The sequence below is a fragment of the Erwinia psychrophila genome (assembly GCF_039023475.1).
Taxonomy (GTDB): Bacteria; Pseudomonadota; Gammaproteobacteria; order Enterobacterales; family Enterobacteriaceae; genus Erwinia.
The window spans coordinates 15,732-38,891 of the sequence record NZ_JBCHVB010000004.1 but is presented as its reverse complement, the minus strand read 5'-3'; the positions used below and the strand labels follow the sequence as shown (position 1 = coordinate 38,891).

The following is a 23,160-nucleotide window of genomic DNA, read 5'->3' as shown; positions in this document are numbered from 1 at the left end:
CCGTTATATAAGAATATGTTAAATTAAACGTTCAATTTTGTATTCGGGATCCAGGATTCCGTTACGTCGGGCATGGTAGCGGAAATTCCCCGCTGTGACGACGATTTGGAGGGGATGATGTTGCAGCCACCCAAAGTTTTGCTGCTTTACGCTCACCCGGAATCACAAGACTCGATTGCGAATCGCGTTTTGCTACAGCCGGCATGGGAACTGCCTCACGTAACGGTGCACGACCTTTACGCGCATTACCCGGATTTTTTTATTGATATCCACTACGAACAGCAACTGCTTCGTGAGCATGACATCATCATTTTCCAGCACCCACTTTATACCTACAGCTGCCCCGCGCTGCTGAAAGAGTGGCTGGATCGCGTGCTGTCCCGCGGTTTTGCCAGCGGCCCCGGCGGCAACATGCTGGAAGGTAAATACTGGCGCAGCGTCATTACGACCGGTGAGCCTGAGGCGGCCTATCACCAGGAAGGGCTGAACCGCTATCCGATGTCGGACATCATGCGACCGTTTGAACTGACCGCGCAGATGTGCCGGATGCACTGGCTGACGCCAATGATCGTCTACTGGGCGCGACGCCAGACGCCGGGCGAAATGAAAAAATTTGCACAGGCTTACGGCGACTGGCTCGCGTCGCCTTTGCCCAATGGAGGCATCTGAATGGAAGGGCAAACCCTCCTGACCGCGGGCGTGGTCTATCTTTTTGCCGCCGTAATTGCGGTTCCCATTGCCGCCCGGCTCGGCATTGGCGCCGTGCTGGGCTATCTGCTGGCCGGGATCGCTATTGGTCCCTGGGGCCTGGGCTTTATCAGCGATGTAGATGAGATCCTCCATTTTTCCGAGCTGGGCGTCGTCTTCCTGATGTTCATTATCGGGCTGGAGCTGAAGCCCTCGAAACTCTGGGCGCTGCGGCGTTCCATCTTCGGCGTCGGCGCGGCGCAGGTTTTCTTCAGCGCCGCTATTCTGGGCGTGCTGCTCTGGCTGACGGACTTCTCCTGGCAGGCTGCCGTTATTGGCGGGATCGGACTGGCTATGTCCTCAACCGCGATGGCGCTACAGCTGATGCGCGATAAAGGGATGAACCGTAACGAGTCAGGCCAGCTGGGCTTTTCCGTGCTTTTATTCCAGGATCTGGCGGTGATTCCGGCACTTGCTCTGGTGCCTCTGCTGGGAGGAAACGACAGCGGCCATACAGACTGGATGAAGCTTGGTATGAAGGTGCTGGCCTTCGCCGGCATGCTGATCGGCGGCCGCTATCTGCTGCGACCGATGTTCCGTTTTATTGCCGCTTCCGGCGTACGTGAGGTCTTTACGGCGGCAGCGCTGCTGCTGGTGCTTGGCTCGGCACTCTTTATGGATGCGCTGGGGTTATCGATGGCACTCGGAACCTTTATCGCCGGTATTCTGCTGGCGGAGAGTGAGTATCGCCATGAGCTTGAAATCGCGATCGATCCCTTTAAGGGGCTGTTGCTCGGCCTGTTCTTTATTTCGGTAGGCATGGCGCTGAATCTGGGTGTGCTTTATACCCATATTCTGGCCATTCTGCTTGGCGTGGTGACGCTGGTGGCGGTTAAAGCAGGCGTACTCTATCTGCTCTCTCATATTTACGGAATGCGAAGTTCAGAACGGCTCCAGTTTTGCGGCGTGCTGAGCCAGGGAGGCGAATTTGCTTTTGTGCTGTTTTCAGCGGCGTCTTCAGCCAGACTGTTCAGCGGTGACCAGATGCCGCTGTTGCTGGTGACGGTCACGCTCTCAATGATGACGACGCCGCTGTTGATGCAGGGCATCGATAAGATCCTTGCGCGGCGGTTTAACGAAGTTGATGACAGCGCGGAAAAGCCCTTCGTCGCTGACGATAAACCTCAGGTTATCGTGGTTGGATTTGGCCGCTTTGGCCAGGTCGTGGCGCGCTTACTGATGGCGAACGAGAAAAGGATAACCGTACTGGAGCGTGATATCAGTGCGGTCAGTTTGATGCGTAAGTACGGTTACAAAGTATACTATGGGGATGCGAAGGAGCTTGAGCTGCTGCGGGCAGCGGGTGCGGAAACGGCGCAGTCCATCGTTATAACCTGTAATGGCCCGGAAGACTCAATGGAGATTGTTCAGCTCTGTCAGCACCATTTTCCTCATCTGGAAATTCTGGCGCGGGCAAGAGGGCGCGTTGAGGCCCATGAGCTGATTCAGGCTGGCGTGACGCAGTTCTCGCGTGAAACCTTTTCCAGTGCGCTGGAGCTGGGTCGCAAGAGCTTAATCTCACTGGGTATGCATCCGCATCAGGCCTTCAGAGCGCAGCAGCACTTTCGCCGTCTGGATATGCGGATGCTGCGCGATCTGATGCCGAACCATGCGGACAGCCAGCAGATTTCCCGCGTGAAAGAAGCGCGTCGCGAGCTTGAGGATATCTTCCAGGCTGAAATGCAGCACGAAAAACACCAGTTTGACGGCTGGGACGGATTTGAATAGGAGTCCATATGCGTAAACGTTTTATTGCCGGCGCAACCTGCCCGAAGTGTCAGGCGAAAGATACCCTGGCCCTCTGGCAGGAAAATAATGTCGATGTGGTAGAATGTGTGAAATGCGGCCATCAGATGCGCGAAGCGGATAAGCAGGTTCGTGAGCAGGTTCGCACAAACGAGCAAGTGATAGGAATTTTTCATCCCGAGTAGCGTTATGGCTCAGCTTTTTTTAAGCTGTACCCTGCAACGGCGTTGAAATTCGTTACAATAGGCGCAATTAAGAGTCTTACAGGTTGGCTAAAGGCCAACAACTACAGGGCTCAAGGCTCTCAAACGGTTAGGAGTAATCATGAAAGTAGCAAAAGACCTGGTGGTCAGCCTGGCATACCAGGTACGTACAGAAGACGGTGTGTTGGTTGACGAGTCTCCGGTGAGCGCACCGTTGGACTATCTGCACGGTCATGGTTCCCTGATTTCCGGTCTGGAAAAAGCGCTGGAAACCCATGAGGCTGGTGATAAGTTTGAAGTGCATATTGCCGCGAACGAAGCCTATGGCCAGTATGATGACAATCTGGTTCAGCGTGTCCCGAAAGATGTTTTCATGGGCGTTGATGAGTTGCAGGTCGGCATGCGCTTCCTGGCAGAAACCGATCAGGGTCCCGTGCCGGTTGAAATCACCGAAGTGGAAGATGAGCACGTTGTGGTTGACGGTAACCATATGCTGGCGGGTCAGGATCTGAACTTCAACGTCGAAGTGGTTGCCATCCGTGAAGCAACCGAAGAAGAACTGGCGCATGGTCACGTTCATGGTGAGAACGACCATCATCATGACCACGATCACGATCATGACCACGGTAAAGGTGGTTGCGGTACCGGCGGCTGCGGCTGCAGCCACTAAGCGTTTAGCGCTAAACTAAACAAGAGGGCGGGTTTTTTACCCGCCTTTTTTATTGGCTTCACGCCGACAATACCTCTCCCCGCAACCATTTTCCCTTCTCACCACAGCGCTGGCTTTTGTACTGCCAGGCCACACGGTGATACCTCAATGACTAAATCCCGGCGCAAAAAAACGGCTGATTTATGGGGGAACGCAGCTCCAGCCTGATGCAGTGTAGGGCAGGGCACATCCTCCGGGCTGCCAGTTAAACATTGTCTGCATGCTTGTTCTGTCGACTGGCGTATTAATAATGCGGTGGCGGGACCTCTTCAGACTGCGAAGCGATCATTGAAGGGGCTGCTGACTTTAATTTGTCAGTAAGCAAACGCATTTGCTCACGCAGACGCGCCATTTCAAGCTGATGATGAATCACCGTCTGGTTAAGCTCTTCGATGGTGTGATCCTGAAAAGCCAGCCGGCTTTCCAGCATCTCCAGCCGCTGTTCAAACAATGATTGTTGCATACGCTTTCCCCTTGTTACTTCACGGGCCGTTATAATGGCCGAATTATCTGATTCTAACGAGAACAGGGTGGCTGAGACAGGGTTTTTGCCCTTATTTTCAGTAGGTGCTGTTGAAAAAGCCACTCAGCGACTGCATGTCAGTTGTGAAACTTTCTTTCAGGTATGAGGTCGGAAGTTAACTTAGTTTTCATTGCGAGATTGTGTAGTTTTCTCGCGCACAGTTATAGTACTGGTTCAGGTCAGTACACGATTCCCGAGGTGAGAGGCTTCGGTTTTGGAGAAATGGATGAAATCACTGTTTAAAGTCACACTGTTAGCCACCACCATGGCCGTAGCGCTTAATGCGCCGATGACGATGGCTGCCGAAACGACGGCTGCTGCCGAAACGACGGCGGCTCAACAGGCACCGAAGAATAGCGCGTTCAAAAATGATGACCAGCAGTCTGCTTATGCGCTGGGTGCATCTCTGGGCCGCTACATGGAAAACTCGCTGAAAGAACAGGAAAAACTGGGCATCGCGCTGGATAAAGATCAGCTGATCTCTGGCGTTCAGGACGCATTCGCCGGGAAAAGTAAGCTTTCCGATCAGGAAATCGAGCAGACTCTGCAGTCGTTTGAAGCCCGCGTGAAAGGGGCCGCTCAGGCGAAAATGGAGAAAGATGCAAAAGAGAATACTGAAAAAGGTAACGCTTTTGCTGCCAAGTTCGCACAAGAGGACGGCGTGAAGAAGACCGAATCTGGCCTGCTTTACAAGGTTGAGAAAGAGGGCAATGGTGCGACACCGAAAGACAGCGATACCGTGGTTGTAAACTACAAAGGCACGCTGATTGACGGTAACGAATTCGATAATTCTTACACGCGCGGTGAGCCACTCTCTTTCCGTCTGGACGGCGTCATTCCGGGCTGGACTGAAGGCCTGAAGCACGTGAAAAAAGGCGGTAAGATCAAGCTGGTCATCCCACCGCAGCTGGCCTACGGTAAAAACGGCGTTCCTGGCATTCCGGCGAACTCCACGCTGGTGTTTGATGTTGAGCTGCTTGATATCAAACCAGCCGCTAAAGCGGATGCGAATGCGGAAAAACCTGCACCAGCCGCTGAGGCAACCAAGGCTCAGTAATGCCTTCCGCCGCCGCCTTTGTGCGGCGGCACATCTTCTTTGATCCCGCTTGTGTTCCCTGCTTTTTCTGCGCTCCCCGGCATTTCATGACAAAGGTCAGGACAGGCGTTTCTGATATTTGATAAACTCTCCCCACGCATTTTTTCAGTATGAGTCTGCCCTGGCGCCGAGCGACAGGCTCTTGTAAAGGGTGGTGTCTTAATGTCTGGTTCAATTTTTACCGGTGATGTTGCCGATCTGGCGCTGCTGGAGCAGCGGCCCTTTGAGCAAACTGACTTCGCTATTCTCAAATCTTATGAGGCGGTCGTGGATGGTTTAGCGATGCTGATCGGCTCTCACTGTGAAATCGTACTGCACTCGCTGGAGGATCTGAACTGCTCGGCGGTCAGGATTGCCAATGGGGAGCATACCGGGCGAAAAATCGGATCTCCCATTACCGATCTCGCTCTGCGTATGTTGCATGACATGAGCGGCGCTGACAGTAACGTCTCCCGAGCCTATTTTACCCGCGCAAAAAGCGGCGTGCTGATGAAGTCGGTGACCATCGCTATCCGCAACGGTCAGCAGCGGGTCATAGGGCTGTTGTGTATCAATATGAATCTGGATGTGCCTTTTTCACAGATCATGTCCACCTTTATGCCGCCGGAAATTCAGGAAGTGGCCTCGTCCGTCAATTTCGCGTCGTCGGTGGAAGATCTGGTTATGCAGACGCTGGAGTTTACGATTGAAGAGGTGAGCGCCGATCGCAACGTTTCCAATAACGCCAAAAACCGCCAGATTGTGCTGAATCTCTATGAGAAGGGCATCTTCGATATTAAAGATGCGATCAATCAGGTCGCTGAACGACTGAATATCTCCAAGCACACCGTCTATCTCTACATTCGCCAGTTTAAAAACGGCGATTTTCAGGGGCAGGAGCGCTGATGCGCTTTACCCTTCTGGTCACGGGCCCTGCCTATGGCACACAGCAGGCAAGCAGCGCCTACCAGTTTGCCCAGGCGTTACTCGCAGGCGGCCATGAGCTGGAAAGCGTATTTTTTTATCGCGAGGGCGTACTGAACGCCAGCACGCTGACTTCCCCGGCAAACGATGAATTTCATCTCACCGCTGCCTGGCAGACGCTGCACCAGGAGAAGGGCATTGCCCTGAATATCTGTGTGGCGGCTGCGCTGCGTCGCGGCGTGACGGATGAGCAGGAAGCCGAAAACCAGGGACTGCCCGCAGCCAATCTCGCAGATGGTTTTCAGCTCACGGGGCTGGGCGCTCTCGCAGAGGCGGCGCTGAGCTGCGAAAGGCTGGTGCAGTTTTGATGAATCGTATCGCCTTTCTGTTCACCCAGGCCCCCCACGGCAACAGTGCCGGCCGGGAAGGGCTGGATGCCGTACTGGCAACATCGGCGCTGAGTGAGGAGATTGCCCTGTTTTTTGTCAGCGACGGGGTGTTACAGCTCAATATCGGCCAGACGCCGGAAAAAATTCTTGCGCGCGATTACATCGCCACTTTTGGTGTCTTACCTCTGTATGATATTGAGCGTTGCTATGTGTGCGCCGCTTCGCTTGCCGAGCGCGGTTTGTCACCCGATGCAGAAAGAGTCTTGCCGGTGGAAGTGCTCGAACCGCAGGCATTACGGGCGGAGCTGGCACGCTACGATCGAATTATTTCGTTCTGAGGAGACTATGCTCCATATCCTGAACCAATCCCCTTTTAAAAGTGATTTCAATGCGTTGCTAAGGATGCTGGCGCAGGGTGACGAGGTACTGCTCATCCAGGATGGCGTGCTGGCCGCGCTGGAAGCCAGCCAGGCCCTTGAGTCTTTGCTGCTAGCCCCCATATCACTTTATGTTCTGCAGGATGACGTCAGCGCGCGTGGCCTTTCTGCTCACATTTCAACCAGAGCGGCCGCGGTAAGCTATACTGATTTCGTCGAGCTGACAGTAAAACATCCCCAACAAATGACCTGGTAAGAAAGGATATCCTGGTTATTTCTTGACACCTTTTCTGCTCAGCCCTAAAATTCCGCGTCCTCGTTATACCACGAGGCGATTTATCACGTGTTTACGAAGCAAAAGCAAATCCCAGGAGCTATTTAATGGCAACAGTTAATCAGCTGGTTCGCAAACCACGCGTACGTAAAGTTGCAAAAAGCAACGTACCTGCGCTGGAAGCCTGCCCGCAGAAACGTGGTGTATGTACTCGTGTATATACTACTACCCCTAAAAAACCGAACTCAGCACTGCGTAAAGTATGCCGTGTTCGCTTAACCAACGGTTTTGAAGTTACCTCCTACATCGGCGGTGAAGGTCATAACCTGCAGGAACACTCCGTGATCCTGATCCGTGGCGGTCGTGTTAAAGACTTGCCAGGTGTGCGTTACCACACCGTCCGTGGCGCGCTGGACTGCTCAGGTGTTAAAGACCGTAAGCAGGCTCGCTCCAAGTACGGCGTGAAGAAGCCAAAGGCTTAATGGTTCTCCGTTAAGTAAGGCCAAACGTTTTATCTTAAATGTCATAATAAACTCGTAGAGTTTTGGACAATCCTGAATTAACAACGGAGTATTTCCATGCCACGTCGTCGCGTTATTGGTCAGCGTAAAATCCTGCCGGATCCTAAGTTCGGATCAGAGCTGCTGGCTAAATTTGTAAACATCCTGATGGTAGATGGTAAAAAATCTACAGCTGAATCAATCGTCTATACCGCGCTTGAGACCCTGGCTCAGCGTTCAGGTAAAAACGAACTGGAAGCATTTGAAGTAGCCCTGGACAATGTCCGCCCAACCGTCGAAGTTAAATCCCGTCGCGTTGGTGGTTCTACTTATCAGGTACCAGTTGAAGTCCGTCCGGTTCGTCGTAATGCTCTGGCAATGCGTTGGATCGTTGAAGCTGCTCGTAAACGCGGTGATAAATCTATGGCTCTGCGCCTGGCGAACGAACTTTCTGACGCTGCTGACAACAAAGGTACAGCAGTTAAGAAACGTGAAGACGTTCACCGTATGGCCGAAGCCAACAAGGCGTTCGCTCACTACCGCTGGTAACGGCTCAGTAGTTGTTATTAACCCAGCGGGCGTTCCAATAAGTCCGCTGGGCTTTACTAACTTAGAACGTCCGAGAATCAGAGGAATCAAATGGCTCGTACAACACCCATTACACGCTACCGTAACATCGGTATCAGTGCACACATCGACGCCGGTAAGACCACTACTACCGAACGTATCCTGTTCTACACCGGTGTAAACCATAAAATCGGTGAAGTTCATGATGGCGCAGCCACCATGGACTGGATGGCGCAGGAGCAGGAGCGTGGTATTACCATTACCTCCGCAGCGACTACCGCGTTCTGGTCTGGTATGGCTAAGCAGTTCGAGCCGCACCGCGTGAACATCATTGACACCCCTGGACACGTTGACTTCACCATCGAAGTAGAACGTTCCATGCGTGTTCTCGACGGCGCAGTAATGGTTTACTGTGCGGTTGGTGGTGTTCAGCCACAGTCTGAGACCGTATGGCGTCAGGCTAACAAATATAAAGTTCCACGCATCGCGTTCGTTAATAAAATGGACCGCATGGGTGCTAACTTCCTGAAAGTTGTTGGTCAGATTGAAGCGCGTCTGGGTGCAACTCCGGTTCCTCTGCAGCTGGCTATCGGCGCAGAAGAGCACTTCACCGGCGTTGTTGACCTGGTGAAAATGAAAGCGATCAACTGGAACGACGCTGACGCAGGCGTGACCTTCGATTACGAAGAGATCCCAGCCGATATGCAGGAGCTGGCCGAAGAATGGCGCCAGAAACTGATCGAAGCTGCAGCCGAAGGCTCTGACGAGCTGATGGAGAAGTTCTTTGGTGGCGAAGAGCTGACCGAAGAAGAGATCAAATCTTCTCTGCGTAAGCGCGTACTGAACAACGAAATCATTCTGGTTACCTGTGGTTCTGCATTTAAGAACAAAGGTGTTCAGGCTATGTTGGATGCGGTTATCGAATATCTGCCGTCCCCAACTGACGTTACCGCGATCAACGGTATGCTGGATGATGGCAAAGATACCCCAGCTGTTCGTCACTCAGATGATGACGAGCCGTTTGCTGCGCTGGCGTTTAAAATCGCTACCGACCCGTTTGTAGGTAACCTGACGTTCTTCCGCGTGTACTCCGGTATCGTTAACTCCGGTGACACCGTGTATAACCCGGTTAAATCTGCGCGTGAGCGTCTGGGCCGTATCGTACAGATGCACGCCAACAAACGTGAAGAGATCAAAGAAGTTCGTGCAGGCGATATCGCCGCGGCTATCGGTCTGAAAGACGTAACTACTGGTGACACCCTGTGTGACCCGGATAACGTCATCATTCTGGAGCGTATGGAATTCCCTGAGCCGGTAATCTCCATCGCGGTTGAACCAAAAACCAAAGCTGACCAGGAAAAAATGGGTCTGGCTCTGGGCCGTCTGGCTAAAGAAGACCCGTCATTCCGCGTATGGACTGACGAAGAAACTAACCAGACTATTATCGCCGGTATGGGTGAGCTGCACCTCGACATCATCGTTGACCGCATGAAGCGTGAATTCAACGTTGAAGCGAACGTGGGCAAACCTCAGGTTGCTTACCGCGAAGCGATTCGCGCGAAAGTGACCGGTATCGAAGGTAAACACGCCAAGCAGTCTGGTGGTCGTGGACAGTACGGTCATGTTGTTATCGATATGTACCCACTGGAGCCGGGCGTTAACCCTAAAGGTTACGAGTTCGTCAACGACATCAAGGGCGGTGTGATTCCAACTGAATACATCCCTGCGGTTGACAAAGGTATCCAGGAGCAGCTGAAATCAGGTCCTCTGGCCGGTTATCCGGTCGTTGATCTGGGTGTTCGCCTGCACTTCGGTTCTTACCATGACGTTGACTCCTCGGAGCTGGCGTTTAAACTGGCTGCTTCTATCGCGTTCAAAGACGGCTTCAAGAAAGCATCACCAGTTCTGCTTGAGCCGATCATGAAGGTTGAAGTTGAAACGCCTGAAGAGAACACTGGTGACGTTATCGGTGACCTTAGCCGTCGTCGTGGTATGCTCAAAGGACAGGAATCTAACGCTACTGGCGTTGAGATTCACGCTGAAGTTCCGCTGTCTGAAATGTTCGGATATGCAACTCAGCTGCGTTCTCTGACTAAAGGCCGTGCTTCATACTCCATGGAGTTCCTGAAGTATGATGATGCGCCGAGCAACGTTGCTCAGGCCGTTATTGAAGCCCGCGGTAAGTAATCGCCGGGTTTAACCAATTGATCCCGTGCTCTCCTTCCCACAGAGGAGAGCACAGAAAGTAAGGAATATCGTCGTGGCTAAAGAAAAATTTGAACGTAACAAACCGCACGTCAACGTTGGTACTATCGGCCACGTTGACCACGGTAAAACTACCCTGACTGCTGCTATCACTTCCGTTCTGGCTAAAACCTACGGTGGTTCTGCACGTGCATTCGATCAGATCGATAACGCGCCTGAAGAAAAAGCTCGTGGTATCACCATCAACACTTCTCACGTTGAATATGACACCCCGACTCGCCACTACGCGCACGTTGACTGCCCAGGCCACGCCGACTATGTGAAAAACATGATCACCGGTGCTGCTCAGATGGACGGCGCTATCCTGGTTGTTGCTGCGACTGACGGCCCTATGCCTCAGACCCGTGAGCACATCCTGCTGGGCCGCCAGGTTGGCGTTCCTTACATCATCGTGTTCCTGAACAAGTGTGACATGGTTGATGATGAAGAGCTGCTGGAACTGGTTGAGATGGAAGTGCGTGACCTGCTGTCACAGTACGACTTCCCGGGCGACGACACCCCAATCGTTCACGGTTCTGCTCTGAAAGCGCTGGAAGGCGACGCAGAGTGGGAAGCGAAAATCATCGAACTGGCTGGCTTCCTGGATTCTTACATCCCAGAACCAGAGCGTGCGATTGATAAGCCGTTCCTGCTGCCAATCGAAGATGTGTTCTCCATCTCCGGTCGTGGTACCGTTGTTACCGGTCGTGTTGAGCGCGGTATCATCAAAGTGGGTGAAGAAGTTGAAATCGTTGGTATCAAAGATACTGCGAAATCTACCTGTACCGGCGTTGAAATGTTCCGCAAACTGCTGGACGAAGGTCGTGCAGGCGAGAACTGCGGCGTTCTGCTGCGTGGTATCAAGCGTGAAGAGATCCAGCGTGGCCAGGTACTGGCTAAGCCGGGCTCAATCAAGCCACACACCCAGTTCGAATCTGAAGTTTACATCCTGTCCAAGGATGAAGGCGGCCGTCATACTCCGTTCTTCAAAGGCTACCGCCCACAGTTCTACTTCCGTACAACTGACGTGACCGGTACCATCGAACTGCCAGAAGGCGTTGAGATGGTAATGCCAGGCGACAACATCAAAATGGTTGTTACCCTGATCCACCCAATCGCAATGGATGACGGCCTGCGTTTCGCCATCCGTGAAGGTGGTCGTACCGTTGGTGCGGGCGTTGTTGCTAAAGTAATCGCATAAGTCGATAGCTTGTAATGACGATGTTCACATCGTCATAGCCTGAAAAAGAGCACTTCGGTGCTCTTTTTTTATGCCCGTAATTTGCAACTAATCCGCTCAGCACAATTGAAATAAAAACGATTCGCATTTACAATATGATCAGAATTTGTACTGGAGCGGTAACTATGTACGTCTGTTTGTGTAATGCGATAAGCGATAAAACCCTTCGTGAAGTTGTACGCCGGTATCAACCTAAATCCATTCAGCATCTGCGCCAGCTGGTGCCAATAGGCAAGCAGTGCGGCAAATGTATCCGCGCTTCACGTGAAATCATGGAAGAAGAGTTGCAGCACGTGCCGCTGTATAAAGAGATCGCCTGATAATACCCCTGGTTTTAACCAGACTTTTTTGACTTCCCCGATTCCGCATCTACGCTCTAATTAACTGGAAGCGGAGGATCAAAAATGAAGGGCGATGCCAAAGTTATAACTCACCTTAATAAACTGTTAGGAAATGAACTGGTTGCAATAAACCAGTACTTTCTGCATGCGCGTATGTTCAAGAACTGGGGTCTGATACGTCTCAATGATGTTGAATATCATGAATCCATTGATGAAATGAAACACGCGGATAAGTACATTGAGCGGATTTTGTTCCTTGAGGGAATTCCAAACCTGCAGGATCTGGGAAGGCTACGGATTGGTGAGGATGTTGAGGAGATCCTTAAGTCCGATTTGGCGCTTGAGCTTGAAGGCGCAAGGGATCTGCGGGAGGCGATCGCCTATGCGGACAAGGTGCATGACTACGTCAGCCGGGACATGATGATTACTATCCTTGAGGATGAAGAACATCATATCGATTTCCTGGAAACTGAACTTGAGCTGATTGCCAAAGTGGGTACCCAGAACTATCTCCAGTCACAAATAAAAGTAAATGAATAGGGCAGAGCAGAACCGATGTCGTTAAGTAAAATAACGCCGCTGAACAACAACTTCAGCGGCGTTCTTGTTTCTGCCTCTGCCCGCGCTGAATCTTTCGTACCGCTTCCCATCGCTATCCATCCCATAAACAGGTTGCGTTGCGCGCTGATGTACGTATAATGCGCGGGCCTGTCAGAAATGACGGCCCGGCTCAATCTGAGCCGCAGGAGAGCGAAAGCTCACCTGACAATACTCCCAATCGGGGAGTTATGTGCAGACGATTACACTCCCCCATCAATCGTAATGGGTGTGGGTAGTAATTTTTTTCGTTTATAAATAATTGGAGCTCTGGTCTCATGCAGAACCAAAGAATCCGTATCCGTCTTAAAGCGTTTGATCATCGTCTTATCGATCAATCAACTGCGGAAATCGTTGAGACCGCCAAGCGCACTGGTGCGCAGGTGCGTGGTCCAATCCCGCTGCCGACCCGCAAAGAGCGCTTTACCGTTCTGATCTCCCCGCACGTTAACAAAGACGCGCGCGATCAGTATGAAATTCGCACTCACAAGCGTCTGGTTGACATCGTTGAGCCAACTGAGAAAACGGTTGATGCTCTGATGCGTCTGGATCTGGCTGCAGGTGTTGACGTGCAGATCAGCCTGGGTTAATCAGGTCATTGAGCGATTGAGAGGTTGAAACAATGATTGGTTTAGTCGGTAAGAAAGTGGGCATGACGCGTATCTTCACTGAAGATGGCGTATCTATCCCAGTAACCGTGATTGAAATTGAAGCAAACCGCGTGACTCAGGTTAAGAGCCTGGAAAACGACGGCTACACTGCTATCCAGGTAACTGCCGGTGCTAAAAAAGCAAACCGCGTCACCAAGCCTGAAGCAGGCCATTTTGCTAAAGCTGGCGTAGAAGCTGGCCGTGGTCTGTGGGAATTCCGTACCGCTGAAGGTACTGAATTCACCGTAGGTCAGAGCATCAACGTTGATATTTTCGCGGAAGTGAAAAAAGTTGACGTGACTGGGACATCTAAAGGTAAAGGTTTTGCCGGTACTGTTAAGCGCTGGAACTTCCGTACTCAGGATGCTACCCACGGTAACTCCTTGTCTCACCGCGTTCCGGGTTCTATCGGTCAGAACCAGACTCCGGGCAAAGTGTTCAAAGGCAAGAAAATGGCAGGCCAGCTGGGCAATGAGCGCGTTACTGTTCAGAGCCTGGACGTAGTACGTGTTGACGCTGAGCGCAACCTGCTGCTGGTTAAAGGTGCAGTTCCCGGTGCTACCGGTAGCGACCTGATCGTTAAACCAGCTGTGAAGGCGTAAGGGGATAGCAATGGAATTAGTATTGAAAGACGCGCAAAGCGCGCTGACTGTTTCCGAAACTACCTTCGGTCGTGATTTCAACGAAGCGCTGGTACATCAGGTTGTTGTTGCTTATGCAGCAGGTGCCCGTCAAGGTACCCGTGCTCAGAAGACCCGTGCTGAAGTTACTGGTTCCGGCAAAAAGCCGTGGCGCCAGAAAGGTACCGGCCGTGCGCGTGCAGGTTCTGTAAAGAGCCCAATCTGGCGTTCCGGTGGTGTGACCTTTGCTGCGAAGCCTCAGGACCACAGTCAAAAAGTAAACAAAAAGATGTACCGCGGCGCGCTGAAAAGCATTCTGTCCGAACTGGTACGTCAAGATCGTCTGATCGTTGTCGAGCAGTTCTCTCTGGAAGCACCGAAAACTAAGCTGCTGGTAGAGAAACTGAAAGACATGGCTCTGGAAGATGTGCTGATCATCACTGGCGAACTGGAAGAGAACCTGTTCCTGGCCGCTCGTAACCTGTACAAGGTTGACGTACGTGATGCAGCGGGCATTGATCCAGTTAGCCTGATCGCCTTCGACAAAGTCGTTATGACTGCTGACGCAGTTAAGCAAGTTGAGGAGATGCTGGCATGATCCGTGAAGAACGTCTGCTGAAAGTACTGCGCTCGCCGCACGTATCTGAAAAAGCGTCTGCTGCGATGGAAAAAACCAACACCATCGTTCTCAAAGTTGCTAAAGACGCGACCAAAGCAGAAATCAAAGCCGCTGTACAGAAGCTTTTCGAAGTGGAAGTTGAGGTTGTTAACACCCTGGTTGTTAAAGGGAAAGTTAAACGCCACGGACAGCGTATTGGTCGTCGTAACGACTGGAAAAAAGCTTACGTCACCCTGAAAGAAGGCCAGAATCTGGACTTCGTCGGCGGCGCTGAGTAAGTCGGAGGAGAAGAACAATGGCAGTTGTTAAATGTAAACCGACATCTCCGGGTCGTCGCCATGTAGTTAAAGTGGTAAACGCGGAGCTGCACAAGGGCAAACCATTTGCCCCGCTGGTAGAAAAAAACAGCAAATCCGGTGGCCGTAACAACAATGGTCGCATCACTACCCGTCATATCGGTGGTGGTCACAAGCAGGCTTACCGTATTGTTGACTTCAAACGCAACAAAGATGGTATCCCGGCAACCGTTGAACGTCTTGAGTACGATCCGAACCGCTCCGCGAACATCGCGCTGGTTCTGTACAAAGACGGCGAGCGCCGTTACATCCTGGCCCCTAAAGGCCTGAAAGCTGGCGATCAGATTCAGTCTGGCGTTGATGCTGCGATTAAAGCGGGTAACACCCTGCCGATGCGTAACATCCCAGTGGGTTCCACCGTACACAACGTAGAAATGAAACCAGGCAAAGGCGGTCAGATTGCTCGCTCAGCCGGTGCTTACGTGCAGATCGTTGCTCGTGAAGGTTCCTACGTTACCCTGCGTCTGCGTTCAGGTGAAATGCGTAAAGTCGAATCTGACTGCCGCGCAACCATGGGCGAAGTCGGTAACGCTGAGCACATGCTTCGCGTTCTGGGTAAAGCCGGTGCAGCTCGTTGGCGCGGTGTTCGTCCTACCGTTCGCGGTACTGCGATGAACCCAGTCGATCACCCACACGGTGGTGGTGAAGGTCGTAACTTTGGTAAGCACCCTGTTTCACCTTGGGGCCTGCAGACTAAAGGTAAGAAGACCCGTAGCAACAAGCGTACTGATAAGTTTATCGTACGTCGCCGTAGCAAATAATTTTAGAGGATAAGCCATGCCACGTTCTCTCAAGAAAGGTCCTTTTATTGACCTGCACTTGCTGAAGAAGGTAGAGAAAGCGGTGGAAAGCGGTGACAAGAAGCCTTTGCGCACCTGGTCCCGTCGTTCAACGATCTTCCCTAACATGATCGGTTTGACCATCGCTGTCCATAATGGTCGTCAGCACGTTCCTGTCTTTGTTTCCGACGAAATGGTCGGTCACAAACTGGGTGAATTTGCACCGACTCGTACTTATCGCGGCCACACTGCTGATAAGAAAGCCAAGAAACGCTAACAGGAGGAAGAGATGGAAACTATCGCTAAACATCGCCACGCTCGTTCTTCTGCTCAGAAGGTTCGCCTGGTAGCAGATCTTGTACGCGGTAAGAAAGTGTCGCAGGCTCTGGACATTTTGACCTACACCAATAAGAAAGCGGCTGTACTGGTCAAGAAAGTTCTGGAATCTGCCATTGCTAACGCCGAACACAACGATGGCGCTGACATTGATGATCTGAAAGTCACGAAGATCTTCGTAGACGAAGGCCCAAGCATGAAGCGCATTATGCCTCGTGCAAAAGGTCGTGCAGATCGCATCCTGAAGCGCACCAGCCACATTACTGTGGTTGTGTCCGATCGCTGAGACTCTGGAGACTAGCAATGGGTCAGAAAGTACATCCTAATGGTATTCGCCTGGGTATTGTTAAACCCTGGAACTCTACCTGGTTCGCCAATACCAAAGAATTCGCTGACAACCTGGACAGCGACTTTAAAGTACGTCAGTTCCTGACTAAAGAACTGGCTAAAGCGTCCGTATCTCGTATCGTTATCGAGCGTCCGGCTAAGAGCATCCGTGTGACTATTCACACCGCTCGTCCTGGCATCGTGATCGGTAAGAAAGGCGAAGACGTAGAAAAACTGCGCAAGGTCGTAGCGGATATCGCTGGCGTTCCTGCACAGATCAATATCGCCGAAGTCCGTAAACCGGAACTGGACGCTAAATTGGTTGCTGACAGCATCACTTCACAGCTGGAGCGTCGTGTGATGTTCCGTCGTGCAATGAAGCGTGCTGTACAGAACGCAATGCGTCTGGGCGCTAAAGGGATCAAAGTTGAAGTTAGTGGCCGTCTGGGCGGTGCTGAAATCGCGCGTACCGAATGGTACCGTGAAGGCCGCGTGCCGTTGCACACCCTGCGTGCTGACATTGACTACAACACCTCTGAAGCGCACACCACTTATGGTGTAATCGGCGTTAAGGTATGGATCTTCAAAGGTGAGATCCTGGGTGGTATGGCTGCTGTTGAACAACCGGAACCGGCTGCTCAACCTAAAAAGCAGCAGCGTAAAGGCCGTAAGTAAGGAGAGTCGCTGATGTTACAACCAAAGCGTACAAAATTCCGTAAAGTGCACAAAGGCCGCAACCGTGGTCTGGCGCAGGGTACGGATGTTAGCTTCGGTACTTTCGGTCTGAAAGCTGTTGGCCGTGGTCGTCTGACTGCTCGTCAGATCGAAGCAGCACGTCGTGCTATGACCCGTGCAGTTAAGCGTCAAGGTAAAATTTGGATCCGTGTATTCCCGGACAAACCAATTACCGAGAAGCCGCTGGAAGTGCGTATGGGTAAAGGTAAAGGTAACGTAGAGTATTGGGTTGCCTTGATCCAGCCTGGTAAAGTCCTGTATGAAATGGACGGTGTTCCGGAAGAGCTGGCCCGTGAAGCATTCAAGCTGGCAGCAGCAAAACTGCCTATCAAAACCACCTTTGTAACTAAGACGGTGATGTAATGAAAGCAACAGAGCTGCGTGAAAAAAGCGTTGAAGAGCTGAACACAGAGCTGCTTAACCTGCTGCGTGAGCAGTTCAACCTGCGCATGCAGGCAGCATCCGGCCAACTGCAACAGACTCATCTGTTGAAGAATGTGCGTCGTGATGTTGCACGCGTTAAGACTTTACTGACTGAGAAGGCGGGTGCGTAATGACCGATAAAATCCGTACTCTGCAAGGTCGTGTGACTAGTGACAAAATGGAGAAATCCATGGTTGTTGCTATCGAACGTTTCGTGAAACACCCAATTTACGGTAAGTTCATTAAGCGTACGACTAAAATGCACGTACATGACGAGAACAATGAATGTGGTATCGGCGACGTGGTTGAAATCCGCGAATGCCGTCCACTGTCCAAGACTAAGTCCTGGACCCTGGTTCGCGTTATTCAGAAAGCCGTTCTGTAATAAGAACATTTTCTGTGTAAAACCCCCGCTTGTCGGGGGTTTTTTTCGTTTATGCTCTCCTGAAATGTGTCTCCGCTTTACTTCAAACCCGCCTTACGCTTTTTATTTTTCCTTACACAACCGCTTTTATACTGCTTGTGAACTGTGATGCATGTCACGTTTAAAACCCTGGCGAAGCTTAAAATTTTGGATGTTCAAAGAACTGAACACAGGAATACAGGGCGTATTAAACCCTGTTGTGCTAAAGAACATGGAAAGTGATTATGTCAAAGGATAACCCCGATCGTACCCGCCGGATGCTACTGACCTTGCCTCTGCTGGCAGCGTCCTCACAAATACTGGCCGCAGGTAATAATGTCCTTCCCGTATTAAAAACTCCGGGCGCCAGGCCTGAACTCAAACCCGGCCGTACCCTGTTGCTAAAAAATGCCGATATGGTCGTCACGATGGATGCGGACAGACGGGAAATCCCTCACGGGAGCATACTTATCAAGGACAATATTATTGTCGCCGTGGGTAAAGCCGATGAGCTTCCCCAGTCGGCTGATGAGGTCATTAATCTCAAAGGGCATATTGCCCTACCAGGGTTAATCAATACGCACCACCATATGTACCAAAGCCTGACGCGGGTTATCCCGCCTGCTCAGGATGGCGAATTATTTAAATGGATAACAAGTCTGTACCCTGTCTGGGAGAAACTGACGCCGGAAATGATCCGTGTTTCGACACAGATGTCGATGGCGGAACTTATCCTGTCAGGCTGCACGACTTCCAGCGACCATCTCTATATCTATCCAAATGGGTGCCGGCTTGATGACAGTATTGAAGCGGCTGCCATTATGGGAATGCGGTTTCATCCCAGCCGTGGCAGCATGAGCTTAGGTAAATCACAGGGAGGATTGCCTCCCGATTCGGTAGTGGAGAAAGAGAGCGATATCCTCAGAGATACACAGCGCGTTATTGAGCGTTACCATGATGACAGCCGTGGTTCGATGCTCCGTCTTGTCGTCGCGCCCTGTTCTCCGTTTTCGGTCACAAAGACGTTAATGAAAGAGTCTGCCACGCTGGCCCGGCATTACAAAGTGTCCATGCATACGCACCTGGCTGAAAATGAGAGCGACATTCGCTACAGTCGGGAAAAATTTAACTGCACCCCTGCGCAGTATGTGGAAGAGCTGGGCTGGGTAGGGCATGACGTCTGGCATGCCCACTGCGTTAAGCTGGATGACTATGGTATTAAGCTGTTTGCCCGGACGGGAACGGGGGTGGCGCACTGTCCCTGTTCCAATATGCGTCTGGCGTCCGGGATTGCGCCTGTCCGTAAGATGCTGGATGCCGGGGTGCATGTTGCGCTGGGGGTGGATGGCTCAGCTTCAAATGACACCTCCGATGTGATTAACGAAGTGCGTCAGGCGATGCTGTTACAACGCGTAGGCTTCGGACCGGATGCAATGACGGCCCGACAGGCTCTGGAGATCGCCACGCTTGGCGGGGCGAAGGTCCTTAATCGGGACGATGTCGGTTCGCTGGCGCCCGGCATGATGGCCGACGTTGCGATATTCGATCTCAACAAACCCGGTATGGCAGGCGCGGTACACGATCCCGTCGCCGCGCTGGTGTTCTGTAATCCAGGTCAGGTTGCCTACAGCGTCATCAATGGACGCGTGCTTGTCAGGGAAGGGCAGATGAGCGAAGTGGATCTGCCCGTCATCATGGAGAGCCATAACAGACTCGCCGCCACGCTTTATACATAAAGTCGCCTCGGGTGGCATTCCCTTTAAGCCACCCGTTCAGGCTGTTTTACCTCCGTTTATCTCCCGGCGTCAGTAAGAAGCTGAAGAAGTGCGCAGAATACCGTTTGCTACCGGGAGAACAATTCCTTAGAATGTCGCGTTCCTCGTCTTAGAGGTCCAAATATCGACTCGATATGAGTCGTTTATTTTTTCTACCCTTATGCGAGAAGCGGTGTTATAATGCTGCGCCCTCAATTATGGGGCTTTTAATCGACCTGAATCAGGTCCCGAAGTAGTAGTTGACATTAGCGGAGCACTAAAATGATCCAAGAACAGACTATGCTGAACGTCGCCGACAACTCCGGTGCACGTCGCGTAATGTGTATCAAGGTTCTGGGTGGCTCGCACCGTCGCTACGCAGGCGTAGGCGATATCATCAAAATTACCATCAAGGAAGCAATTCCTCGCGGTAAGGTTAAGAAGGGTGATGTGCTGAAGGCGGTAGTGGTGCGCACCAGGAAGGGTGTTCGTCGCCCGGACGGTTCTGTCATTCGCTTCGATGGCAATGCATGCGTTATTTTAAATAATAACAGTGAGCAGCCAATCGGTACGCGTATTTTTGGGCCGGTAACTCGTGAACTTCGTACTGAAAAGTTCATGAAAATTATCTCTCTGGCACCAGAAGTACTCTAAGGAGCGAAAAATGGCAGCTAAAATCCGTCGCGATGACGAAGTTATCGTGCTGACCGGTAAAGATAAAGGTAAGCGCGGTAAAGTTAAAAATGTCCTGTCTTCTGGCAAGGTCATTGTTGAAGGTATCAACCTGGTTAAGAAACATCAGAAGCCGGTTCCGGCCCTGAACCAACCAGGCGGCATCGTTGAAAAAGAAGCTGCTATTCAGGTTTCTAACGTTGCGCTTTACAACACTGCCACCGGCAAGGCTGACCGTGTAGGCTTTAGGTTCGAAGACGGCAAAAAAGTCCGTTTCTTCAAATCTAACAGCGAAACTATCAAGTAATTTGGAGTAGTACGATGGCGAAACTGCATGATTACTACAAAGACGAAGTAGTTAACAAACTCATGACTGAGTTTAACTACAATTCTGTCATGCAAGTCCCTCGGGTCGAGAAGATCACCCTGAACATGGGTGTTGGTGAAGCGATCGCTGATAAGAAACTGCTGGATAATGCAGCAGCAGACTTAGCAGCAATCTCCGGTCAAAAGCCGTTTATCACCAAAGCACGCAAATCTGTTGCAGGCTTCAAAATCCGTCAGGGCTATCCGATCGGCTGTAAAGTGACTCTGCGTGGCGAGCGCATGTGGGAGTTCTTTGAACGTCTGATTTCTATTGCTGTTCCACGTATCCGTGACTTCCGTGGCTTGTCCGCTAAGTCATTCGACGGTCGTGGTAACTACAGCATGGGCGTTCGTGAGCAGATCATCTTCCCAGAAATCGACTATGACAAAGTCGATCGCGTTCGTGGTTTGGATATTACCATTACCACTACTGCGAAATCTGACGATGAAGGCCGTGCACTGCTGGCTGCCTTTGACTTCCCGTTCCGCAAGTAAGGTAGGGTTACTTCATGGCTAAGCAATCGATGAAGGCACGCGAAGTAGTTCGCGTAAAACTGGCTGATAAATACCGCGCTAAACGCGAGGAATTGAAAGCTATCATCTCTAGTGTGAACGCATCTGACGAAGAACGTTGGAATGCTGTTCTGAAGTTGCAGACTCTGCCGCGTGATTCCAGCCCGTCCCGTCAGCGTAACCGCTGCCGCCAGACTGGTCGTCCACATGGTTATGTGGGCAAGTTCGGGTTGAGCCGTATCAAGCTGCGTGAAGCCGCCATGCGCGGTGAAGTGCCAGGCTTGAAAAAGGCTAGCTGGTAATTACCAATTGAATCACGGGAGTAAAGACAGATGAGCATGCAAGATCCGATCGCGGATATGCTGACCCGTATCCGTAACGGTCAAACCGCGAACAAAGTTGCGGTCACCATGCCTTCCTCCAAGCTGAAAGTGGCAATTGCCAACGTGCTGAAGGAAGAAGGATATATTGAAGAATTTAAAGTCGAAGGCGATACCAAGCCAGAACTGGAACTGACTCTTAAGTATTTCCAGGGCAAGGCTGTGGTAGAAAGCATTCAGCGTGTTAGCCGTCCAGGTCTGCGTATTTATAAGCGCAAAGACGAACTGCCAAAAGTTATGGCAGGACTGGGCATCGCTGTTGTTTCTACCTCCAAAGGTGTTATGACCGATCGTGCAGCGCGCCAGGCTGGTCTTGGTGGCGAAATTATCTGCTACGTAGCTTAAGGAGGAATTTATGTCTCGTGTTGCTAAAGCACCTGTCGTGATTCCTGCCGGCGTAGAGGTAAAACTCGACGGTCAGGTTATTTCGATTAAAGGTAAAAACGGCGAGCTGACTCGTACCATCAACGATGCTGTAGAAGTTAAGCATGCTGACAACGCACTGACTTTCGCTCCACGCGAAGGTTTTGTGAACGGTTGGGCACAGGCTGGTACTTCACGCGCATTGCTGAACGGTATGGTTATCGGTGTTACCGAAGGCTTCACTAAGAAGCTGCAGCTGGTTGGTGTAGGTTATCGTGCAGCCGTAAAAGGCAATGTGGTGAATTTAGCCCTGGGCTTTTCTCACCCTGTTGACCACGCGCTGCCAGCGGGTGTGACTGCTGAATGTCCAACTCAGACTGAAATCGTGCTGAAAAGCGCTGATAAGCAGCTGGTTGGTCAGGTAGCAGCCGATCTCCGCGCCTACCGTCGTCCTGAGCCTTATAAAGGCAAGGGTGTTCGTTACGCCGACGAAGTCGTGCGTACCAAAGAGGCTAAGAAGAAGTAAGGTAACACTATGGATAAGAAATCTGCTCGTATCCGTCGTGCGACCCGCGCACGCCGCAAGCTCAAAGAGCTGGGTGCAACTCGCCTGGTGGTACATCGTACCCCGCGTCATATTTACGCACAGGTAATTGCATCTAACGGTTCTGAAGTTCTGGTTGCTGCTTCTACAGTAGAAAAAGCAATCAGTGAGCAACTGAAGTACACCGGAAACAAAGACGCCGCCGCAGCTGTTGGTAAAGCAGTCGCTGAGCGCGCAATCGAAAAAGGCATCACTGGTGTTTCTTTCGACCGCTCTGGTTTCCAATATCATGGTCGTGTCCAGGCACTGGCAGATGCTGCCCGTGAAGCTGGCCTACAGTTCTAAGGTAGAGGTGTAAGATGGCACACATCGAAAAACAAGCTGGCGAACTGCAGGAAAAGCTGATCGCGGTAAATCGCGTATCGAAAACCGTTAAAGGTGGTCGTATTTTCTCCTTCACTGCACTGACAGTGGTAGGCGACGGTAACGGTCGCATCGGTTTTGGTTACGGTAAAGCGCGTGAAGTTCCAGCAGCGATCCAGAAAGCGATGGAAAAAGCTCGTCGCAATATGATTAACGTCGCGCTGAACAACGGCACCCTGCAGCACCCTGTTAAAGGTGTGCACACAGGTTCTCGTGTGTTCATGCAGCCGGCTTCTGAAGGTACCGGTATCATCGCCGGCGGTGCAATGCGCGCCGTTCTGGAAGTCGCTGGGGTTCATAACGTTCTGGCTAAAGCCTACGGTTCCACCAACCCGATTAACGTGGTTCGTGCAACTCTGGATGGTCTGGCTAACATGAGTTCCCCAGAAATGGTCGCTGCCAAGCGTGGCAAATCCGTTGAAGACATTCTGGGGTAATGAC

At 51.6% G+C, this 23,160-nt stretch carries 36 protein-coding genes; 35 read left to right on the top strand and 1 reads right to left on the bottom strand.

What is annotated here, in order from left to right; all coding sequences use genetic code 11:
- The first annotated feature begins 117 nt into the window (after positions 1-117).
- The 4 genes from kefG to slyD all read left to right on the top strand — a co-directional run bounded on the left by kefG (position 118) and on the right by slyD (position 3,366).
- Positions 118-669: a glutathione-regulated potassium-efflux system ancillary protein KefG gene (kefG, locus tag AAH446_RS11310; protein WP_342907116.1), complete on the top strand. Its 552-nt coding sequence runs from the start codon at positions 118-120 to the stop codon at positions 667-669.
- Entirely contained in the window at positions 670-2,475 is a 1,806-nt protein-coding gene (gene kefB / locus AAH446_RS11305; RefSeq protein WP_342906797.1) for a glutathione-regulated potassium-efflux system protein KefB, read from the top strand.
- Between the two features lie 8 nt (positions 2,476-2,483).
- A complete protein-coding gene (locus AAH446_RS11300) occupies positions 2,484-2,678 on the top strand; it encodes a YheV family putative zinc ribbon protein (RefSeq protein ID WP_024966564.1) in 195 nt (64 codons plus the stop codon).
- Between the two features lie 139 nt (positions 2,679-2,817).
- Positions 2,818-3,366 carry a peptidylprolyl isomerase gene (gene slyD / locus AAH446_RS11295; protein WP_342906796.1) on the top strand — a complete coding sequence of 183 codons (549 nt, stop codon included), beginning with the start codon at positions 2,818-2,820 and terminating at the stop codon, positions 3,364-3,366.
- A gap of 283 nt (positions 3,367-3,649) precedes the next feature.
- Here the strand turns inward: slyD and AAH446_RS11290 are convergent, their stop codons facing one another.
- Entirely contained in the window at positions 3,650-3,868 is a 219-nt protein-coding gene (locus AAH446_RS11290) for a protein SlyX (RefSeq protein WP_342906795.1), read from the bottom strand.
- A gap of 286 nt (positions 3,869-4,154) precedes the next feature.
- Between AAH446_RS11290 and fkpA the strand changes: the two genes are divergently transcribed.
- The 31 genes from fkpA (at position 4,155) to rpsE (ending at position 23,156) form a co-directional block, all read left to right on the top strand.
- The gene (gene fkpA, locus AAH446_RS11285) at positions 4,155-4,985 is read left to right on the top strand and encodes an FKBP-type peptidyl-prolyl cis-trans isomerase (protein ID WP_342906794.1); all 831 of its coding nucleotides are present in this window, start codon (positions 4,155-4,157) and stop codon (positions 4,983-4,985) included.
- A 201-nt stretch (positions 4,986-5,186) separates the two neighbouring features.
- Positions 5,187-5,909, top strand: coding sequence for a helix-turn-helix transcriptional regulator (locus tag AAH446_RS11280; RefSeq protein WP_342906793.1), 723 nt, complete (start codon positions 5,187-5,189; stop codon positions 5,907-5,909).
- Positions 5,909-6,295, top strand: coding sequence for a sulfurtransferase complex subunit TusD (gene tusD, locus AAH446_RS11275; protein WP_342906792.1), 387 nt, complete (start codon positions 5,909-5,911; stop codon positions 6,293-6,295). The genes AAH446_RS11280 and tusD overlap by 1 nt, the downstream gene beginning before the upstream one ends.
- Positions 6,295-6,654, top strand: coding sequence for a sulfurtransferase complex subunit TusC (gene tusC / locus AAH446_RS11270; protein WP_342906791.1), 360 nt, complete (start codon positions 6,295-6,297; stop codon positions 6,652-6,654). Before tusD ends, tusC begins: the two co-directional genes overlap by 1 nt.
- Before the next feature lie 7 nt (positions 6,655-6,661).
- Positions 6,662-6,949 carry a sulfurtransferase complex subunit TusB gene (gene tusB / locus AAH446_RS11265; protein ID WP_342906790.1) on the top strand — a complete coding sequence of 96 codons (288 nt, stop codon included), beginning with the start codon at positions 6,662-6,664 and terminating at the stop codon, positions 6,947-6,949.
- A gap of 125 nt (positions 6,950-7,074) precedes the next feature.
- Complete coding sequence (gene rpsL / locus AAH446_RS11260; RefSeq protein WP_003852912.1) at positions 7,075-7,449, top strand: 30S ribosomal protein S12; 375 nt, start codon at positions 7,075-7,077, stop codon at positions 7,447-7,449.
- Between the two features lie 96 nt (positions 7,450-7,545).
- Positions 7,546-8,016, top strand: coding sequence for a 30S ribosomal protein S7 (gene rpsG, locus AAH446_RS11255; protein ID WP_017350059.1), 471 nt, complete (start codon positions 7,546-7,548; stop codon positions 8,014-8,016).
- A 90-nt stretch (positions 8,017-8,106) separates the two neighbouring features.
- Positions 8,107-10,221, top strand: a complete 2,115-nt coding sequence (gene fusA / locus AAH446_RS11250; protein ID WP_342906789.1) for an elongation factor G — start codon at positions 8,107-8,109, stop codon at positions 10,219-10,221.
- A 73-nt stretch (positions 10,222-10,294) separates the two neighbouring features.
- The gene (tuf, locus tag AAH446_RS11245) at positions 10,295-11,479 is read left to right on the top strand and encodes an elongation factor Tu (RefSeq protein ID WP_024966573.1); all 1,185 of its coding nucleotides are present in this window, start codon (positions 10,295-10,297) and stop codon (positions 11,477-11,479) included.
- Between the two features lie 164 nt (positions 11,480-11,643).
- Positions 11,644-11,838 carry a bacterioferritin-associated ferredoxin gene (gene bfd, locus AAH446_RS11240; RefSeq protein WP_342906788.1) on the top strand — a complete coding sequence of 65 codons (195 nt, stop codon included), beginning with the start codon at positions 11,644-11,646 and terminating at the stop codon, positions 11,836-11,838.
- An 84-nt stretch (positions 11,839-11,922) separates the two neighbouring features.
- Positions 11,923-12,399 (top strand): bacterioferritin, encoded by a 477-nt coding sequence (gene bfr / locus AAH446_RS11235; protein WP_342906787.1) that lies wholly within the window; start codon positions 11,923-11,925, stop codon positions 12,397-12,399.
- Between the two features lie 335 nt (positions 12,400-12,734).
- On the top strand, positions 12,735-13,046 hold the full coding sequence (gene rpsJ / locus AAH446_RS11230) for a 30S ribosomal protein S10 (RefSeq protein ID WP_001181005.1): 312 nt from the start codon (positions 12,735-12,737) through the stop codon (positions 13,044-13,046).
- A gap of 32 nt (positions 13,047-13,078) precedes the next feature.
- A complete protein-coding gene (gene rplC, locus AAH446_RS11225) occupies positions 13,079-13,708 on the top strand; it encodes a 50S ribosomal protein L3 (RefSeq protein WP_342906786.1) in 630 nt (209 codons plus the stop codon).
- A 10-nt stretch (positions 13,709-13,718) separates the two neighbouring features.
- Positions 13,719-14,324 carry a 50S ribosomal protein L4 gene (gene rplD / locus AAH446_RS11220; protein WP_023656564.1) on the top strand — a complete coding sequence of 202 codons (606 nt, stop codon included), beginning with the start codon at positions 13,719-13,721 and terminating at the stop codon, positions 14,322-14,324.
- Complete coding sequence (gene rplW / locus AAH446_RS11215) at positions 14,321-14,623, top strand: 50S ribosomal protein L23 (protein WP_342906785.1); 303 nt, start codon at positions 14,321-14,323, stop codon at positions 14,621-14,623. The genes rplD and rplW overlap by 4 nt, the downstream gene beginning before the upstream one ends.
- A 17-nt stretch (positions 14,624-14,640) precedes the next feature.
- Positions 14,641-15,462 (top strand): 50S ribosomal protein L2, encoded by an 822-nt coding sequence (gene rplB / locus AAH446_RS11210; protein WP_342906784.1) that lies wholly within the window; start codon positions 14,641-14,643, stop codon positions 15,460-15,462.
- Positions 15,463-15,478: 16 nt separating this feature from the next.
- Positions 15,479-15,757, top strand: a complete 279-nt coding sequence (rpsS, locus tag AAH446_RS11205; protein ID WP_013204132.1) for a 30S ribosomal protein S19 — start codon at positions 15,479-15,481, stop codon at positions 15,755-15,757.
- Between the two features lie 12 nt (positions 15,758-15,769).
- Positions 15,770-16,102: a 50S ribosomal protein L22 gene (gene rplV / locus AAH446_RS11200; protein WP_000447532.1), complete on the top strand. Its 333-nt coding sequence runs from the start codon at positions 15,770-15,772 to the stop codon at positions 16,100-16,102.
- A gap of 17 nt (positions 16,103-16,119) precedes the next feature.
- The gene (gene rpsC / locus AAH446_RS11195) at positions 16,120-16,818 is read left to right on the top strand and encodes a 30S ribosomal protein S3 (RefSeq protein WP_002919766.1); all 699 of its coding nucleotides are present in this window, start codon (positions 16,120-16,122) and stop codon (positions 16,816-16,818) included.
- Positions 16,819-16,830: 12 nt separating this feature from the next.
- Positions 16,831-17,241, top strand: coding sequence for a 50S ribosomal protein L16 (gene rplP / locus AAH446_RS11190; protein ID WP_002438716.1), 411 nt, complete (start codon positions 16,831-16,833; stop codon positions 17,239-17,241).
- A complete protein-coding gene (rpmC, locus tag AAH446_RS11185) occupies positions 17,241-17,432 on the top strand; it encodes a 50S ribosomal protein L29 (RefSeq protein WP_024966580.1) in 192 nt (63 codons plus the stop codon). Before rplP ends, rpmC begins: the two co-directional genes overlap by 1 nt.
- Positions 17,432-17,686, top strand: coding sequence for a 30S ribosomal protein S17 (gene rpsQ / locus AAH446_RS11180; RefSeq protein WP_342906783.1), 255 nt, complete (start codon positions 17,432-17,434; stop codon positions 17,684-17,686). The genes rpmC and rpsQ overlap by 1 nt, the downstream gene beginning before the upstream one ends.
- 263 nt (positions 17,687-17,949) lie before the next feature.
- Complete coding sequence (locus AAH446_RS11175) at positions 17,950-19,440, top strand: 8-oxoguanine deaminase (RefSeq protein WP_342906782.1); 1,491 nt, start codon at positions 17,950-17,952, stop codon at positions 19,438-19,440.
- Between the two features lie 300 nt (positions 19,441-19,740).
- A complete protein-coding gene (gene rplN / locus AAH446_RS11170; protein ID WP_004160583.1) occupies positions 19,741-20,112 on the top strand; it encodes a 50S ribosomal protein L14 in 372 nt (123 codons plus the stop codon).
- A gap of 10 nt (positions 20,113-20,122) precedes the next feature.
- A complete protein-coding gene (gene rplX / locus AAH446_RS11165; RefSeq protein ID WP_020322770.1) occupies positions 20,123-20,437 on the top strand; it encodes a 50S ribosomal protein L24 in 315 nt (104 codons plus the stop codon).
- Between the two features lie 14 nt (positions 20,438-20,451).
- Positions 20,452-20,991, top strand: a complete 540-nt coding sequence (gene rplE, locus AAH446_RS11160; RefSeq protein ID WP_342906781.1) for a 50S ribosomal protein L5 — start codon at positions 20,452-20,454, stop codon at positions 20,989-20,991.
- 14 nt (positions 20,992-21,005) lie between these two features.
- Complete coding sequence (gene rpsN / locus AAH446_RS11155; RefSeq protein ID WP_024966585.1) at positions 21,006-21,311, top strand: 30S ribosomal protein S14; 306 nt, start codon at positions 21,006-21,008, stop codon at positions 21,309-21,311.
- A gap of 30 nt (positions 21,312-21,341) precedes the next feature.
- Positions 21,342-21,734 carry a 30S ribosomal protein S8 gene (gene rpsH, locus AAH446_RS11150; RefSeq protein WP_024966586.1) on the top strand — a complete coding sequence of 131 codons (393 nt, stop codon included), beginning with the start codon at positions 21,342-21,344 and terminating at the stop codon, positions 21,732-21,734.
- 10 nt (positions 21,735-21,744) lie between these two features.
- Positions 21,745-22,278 carry a 50S ribosomal protein L6 gene (rplF, locus tag AAH446_RS11145; RefSeq protein ID WP_342906780.1) on the top strand — a complete coding sequence of 178 codons (534 nt, stop codon included), beginning with the start codon at positions 21,745-21,747 and terminating at the stop codon, positions 22,276-22,278.
- Between the two features lie 9 nt (positions 22,279-22,287).
- Positions 22,288-22,641 carry a 50S ribosomal protein L18 gene (gene rplR, locus AAH446_RS11140; RefSeq protein WP_024966588.1) on the top strand — a complete coding sequence of 118 codons (354 nt, stop codon included), beginning with the start codon at positions 22,288-22,290 and terminating at the stop codon, positions 22,639-22,641.
- 14 nt (positions 22,642-22,655) lie between these two features.
- Positions 22,656-23,156, top strand: coding sequence for a 30S ribosomal protein S5 (rpsE, locus tag AAH446_RS11135; protein WP_024966589.1), 501 nt, complete (start codon positions 22,656-22,658; stop codon positions 23,154-23,156).
- The last annotated feature ends 4 nt before the right edge of the window (positions 23,157-23,160 follow it).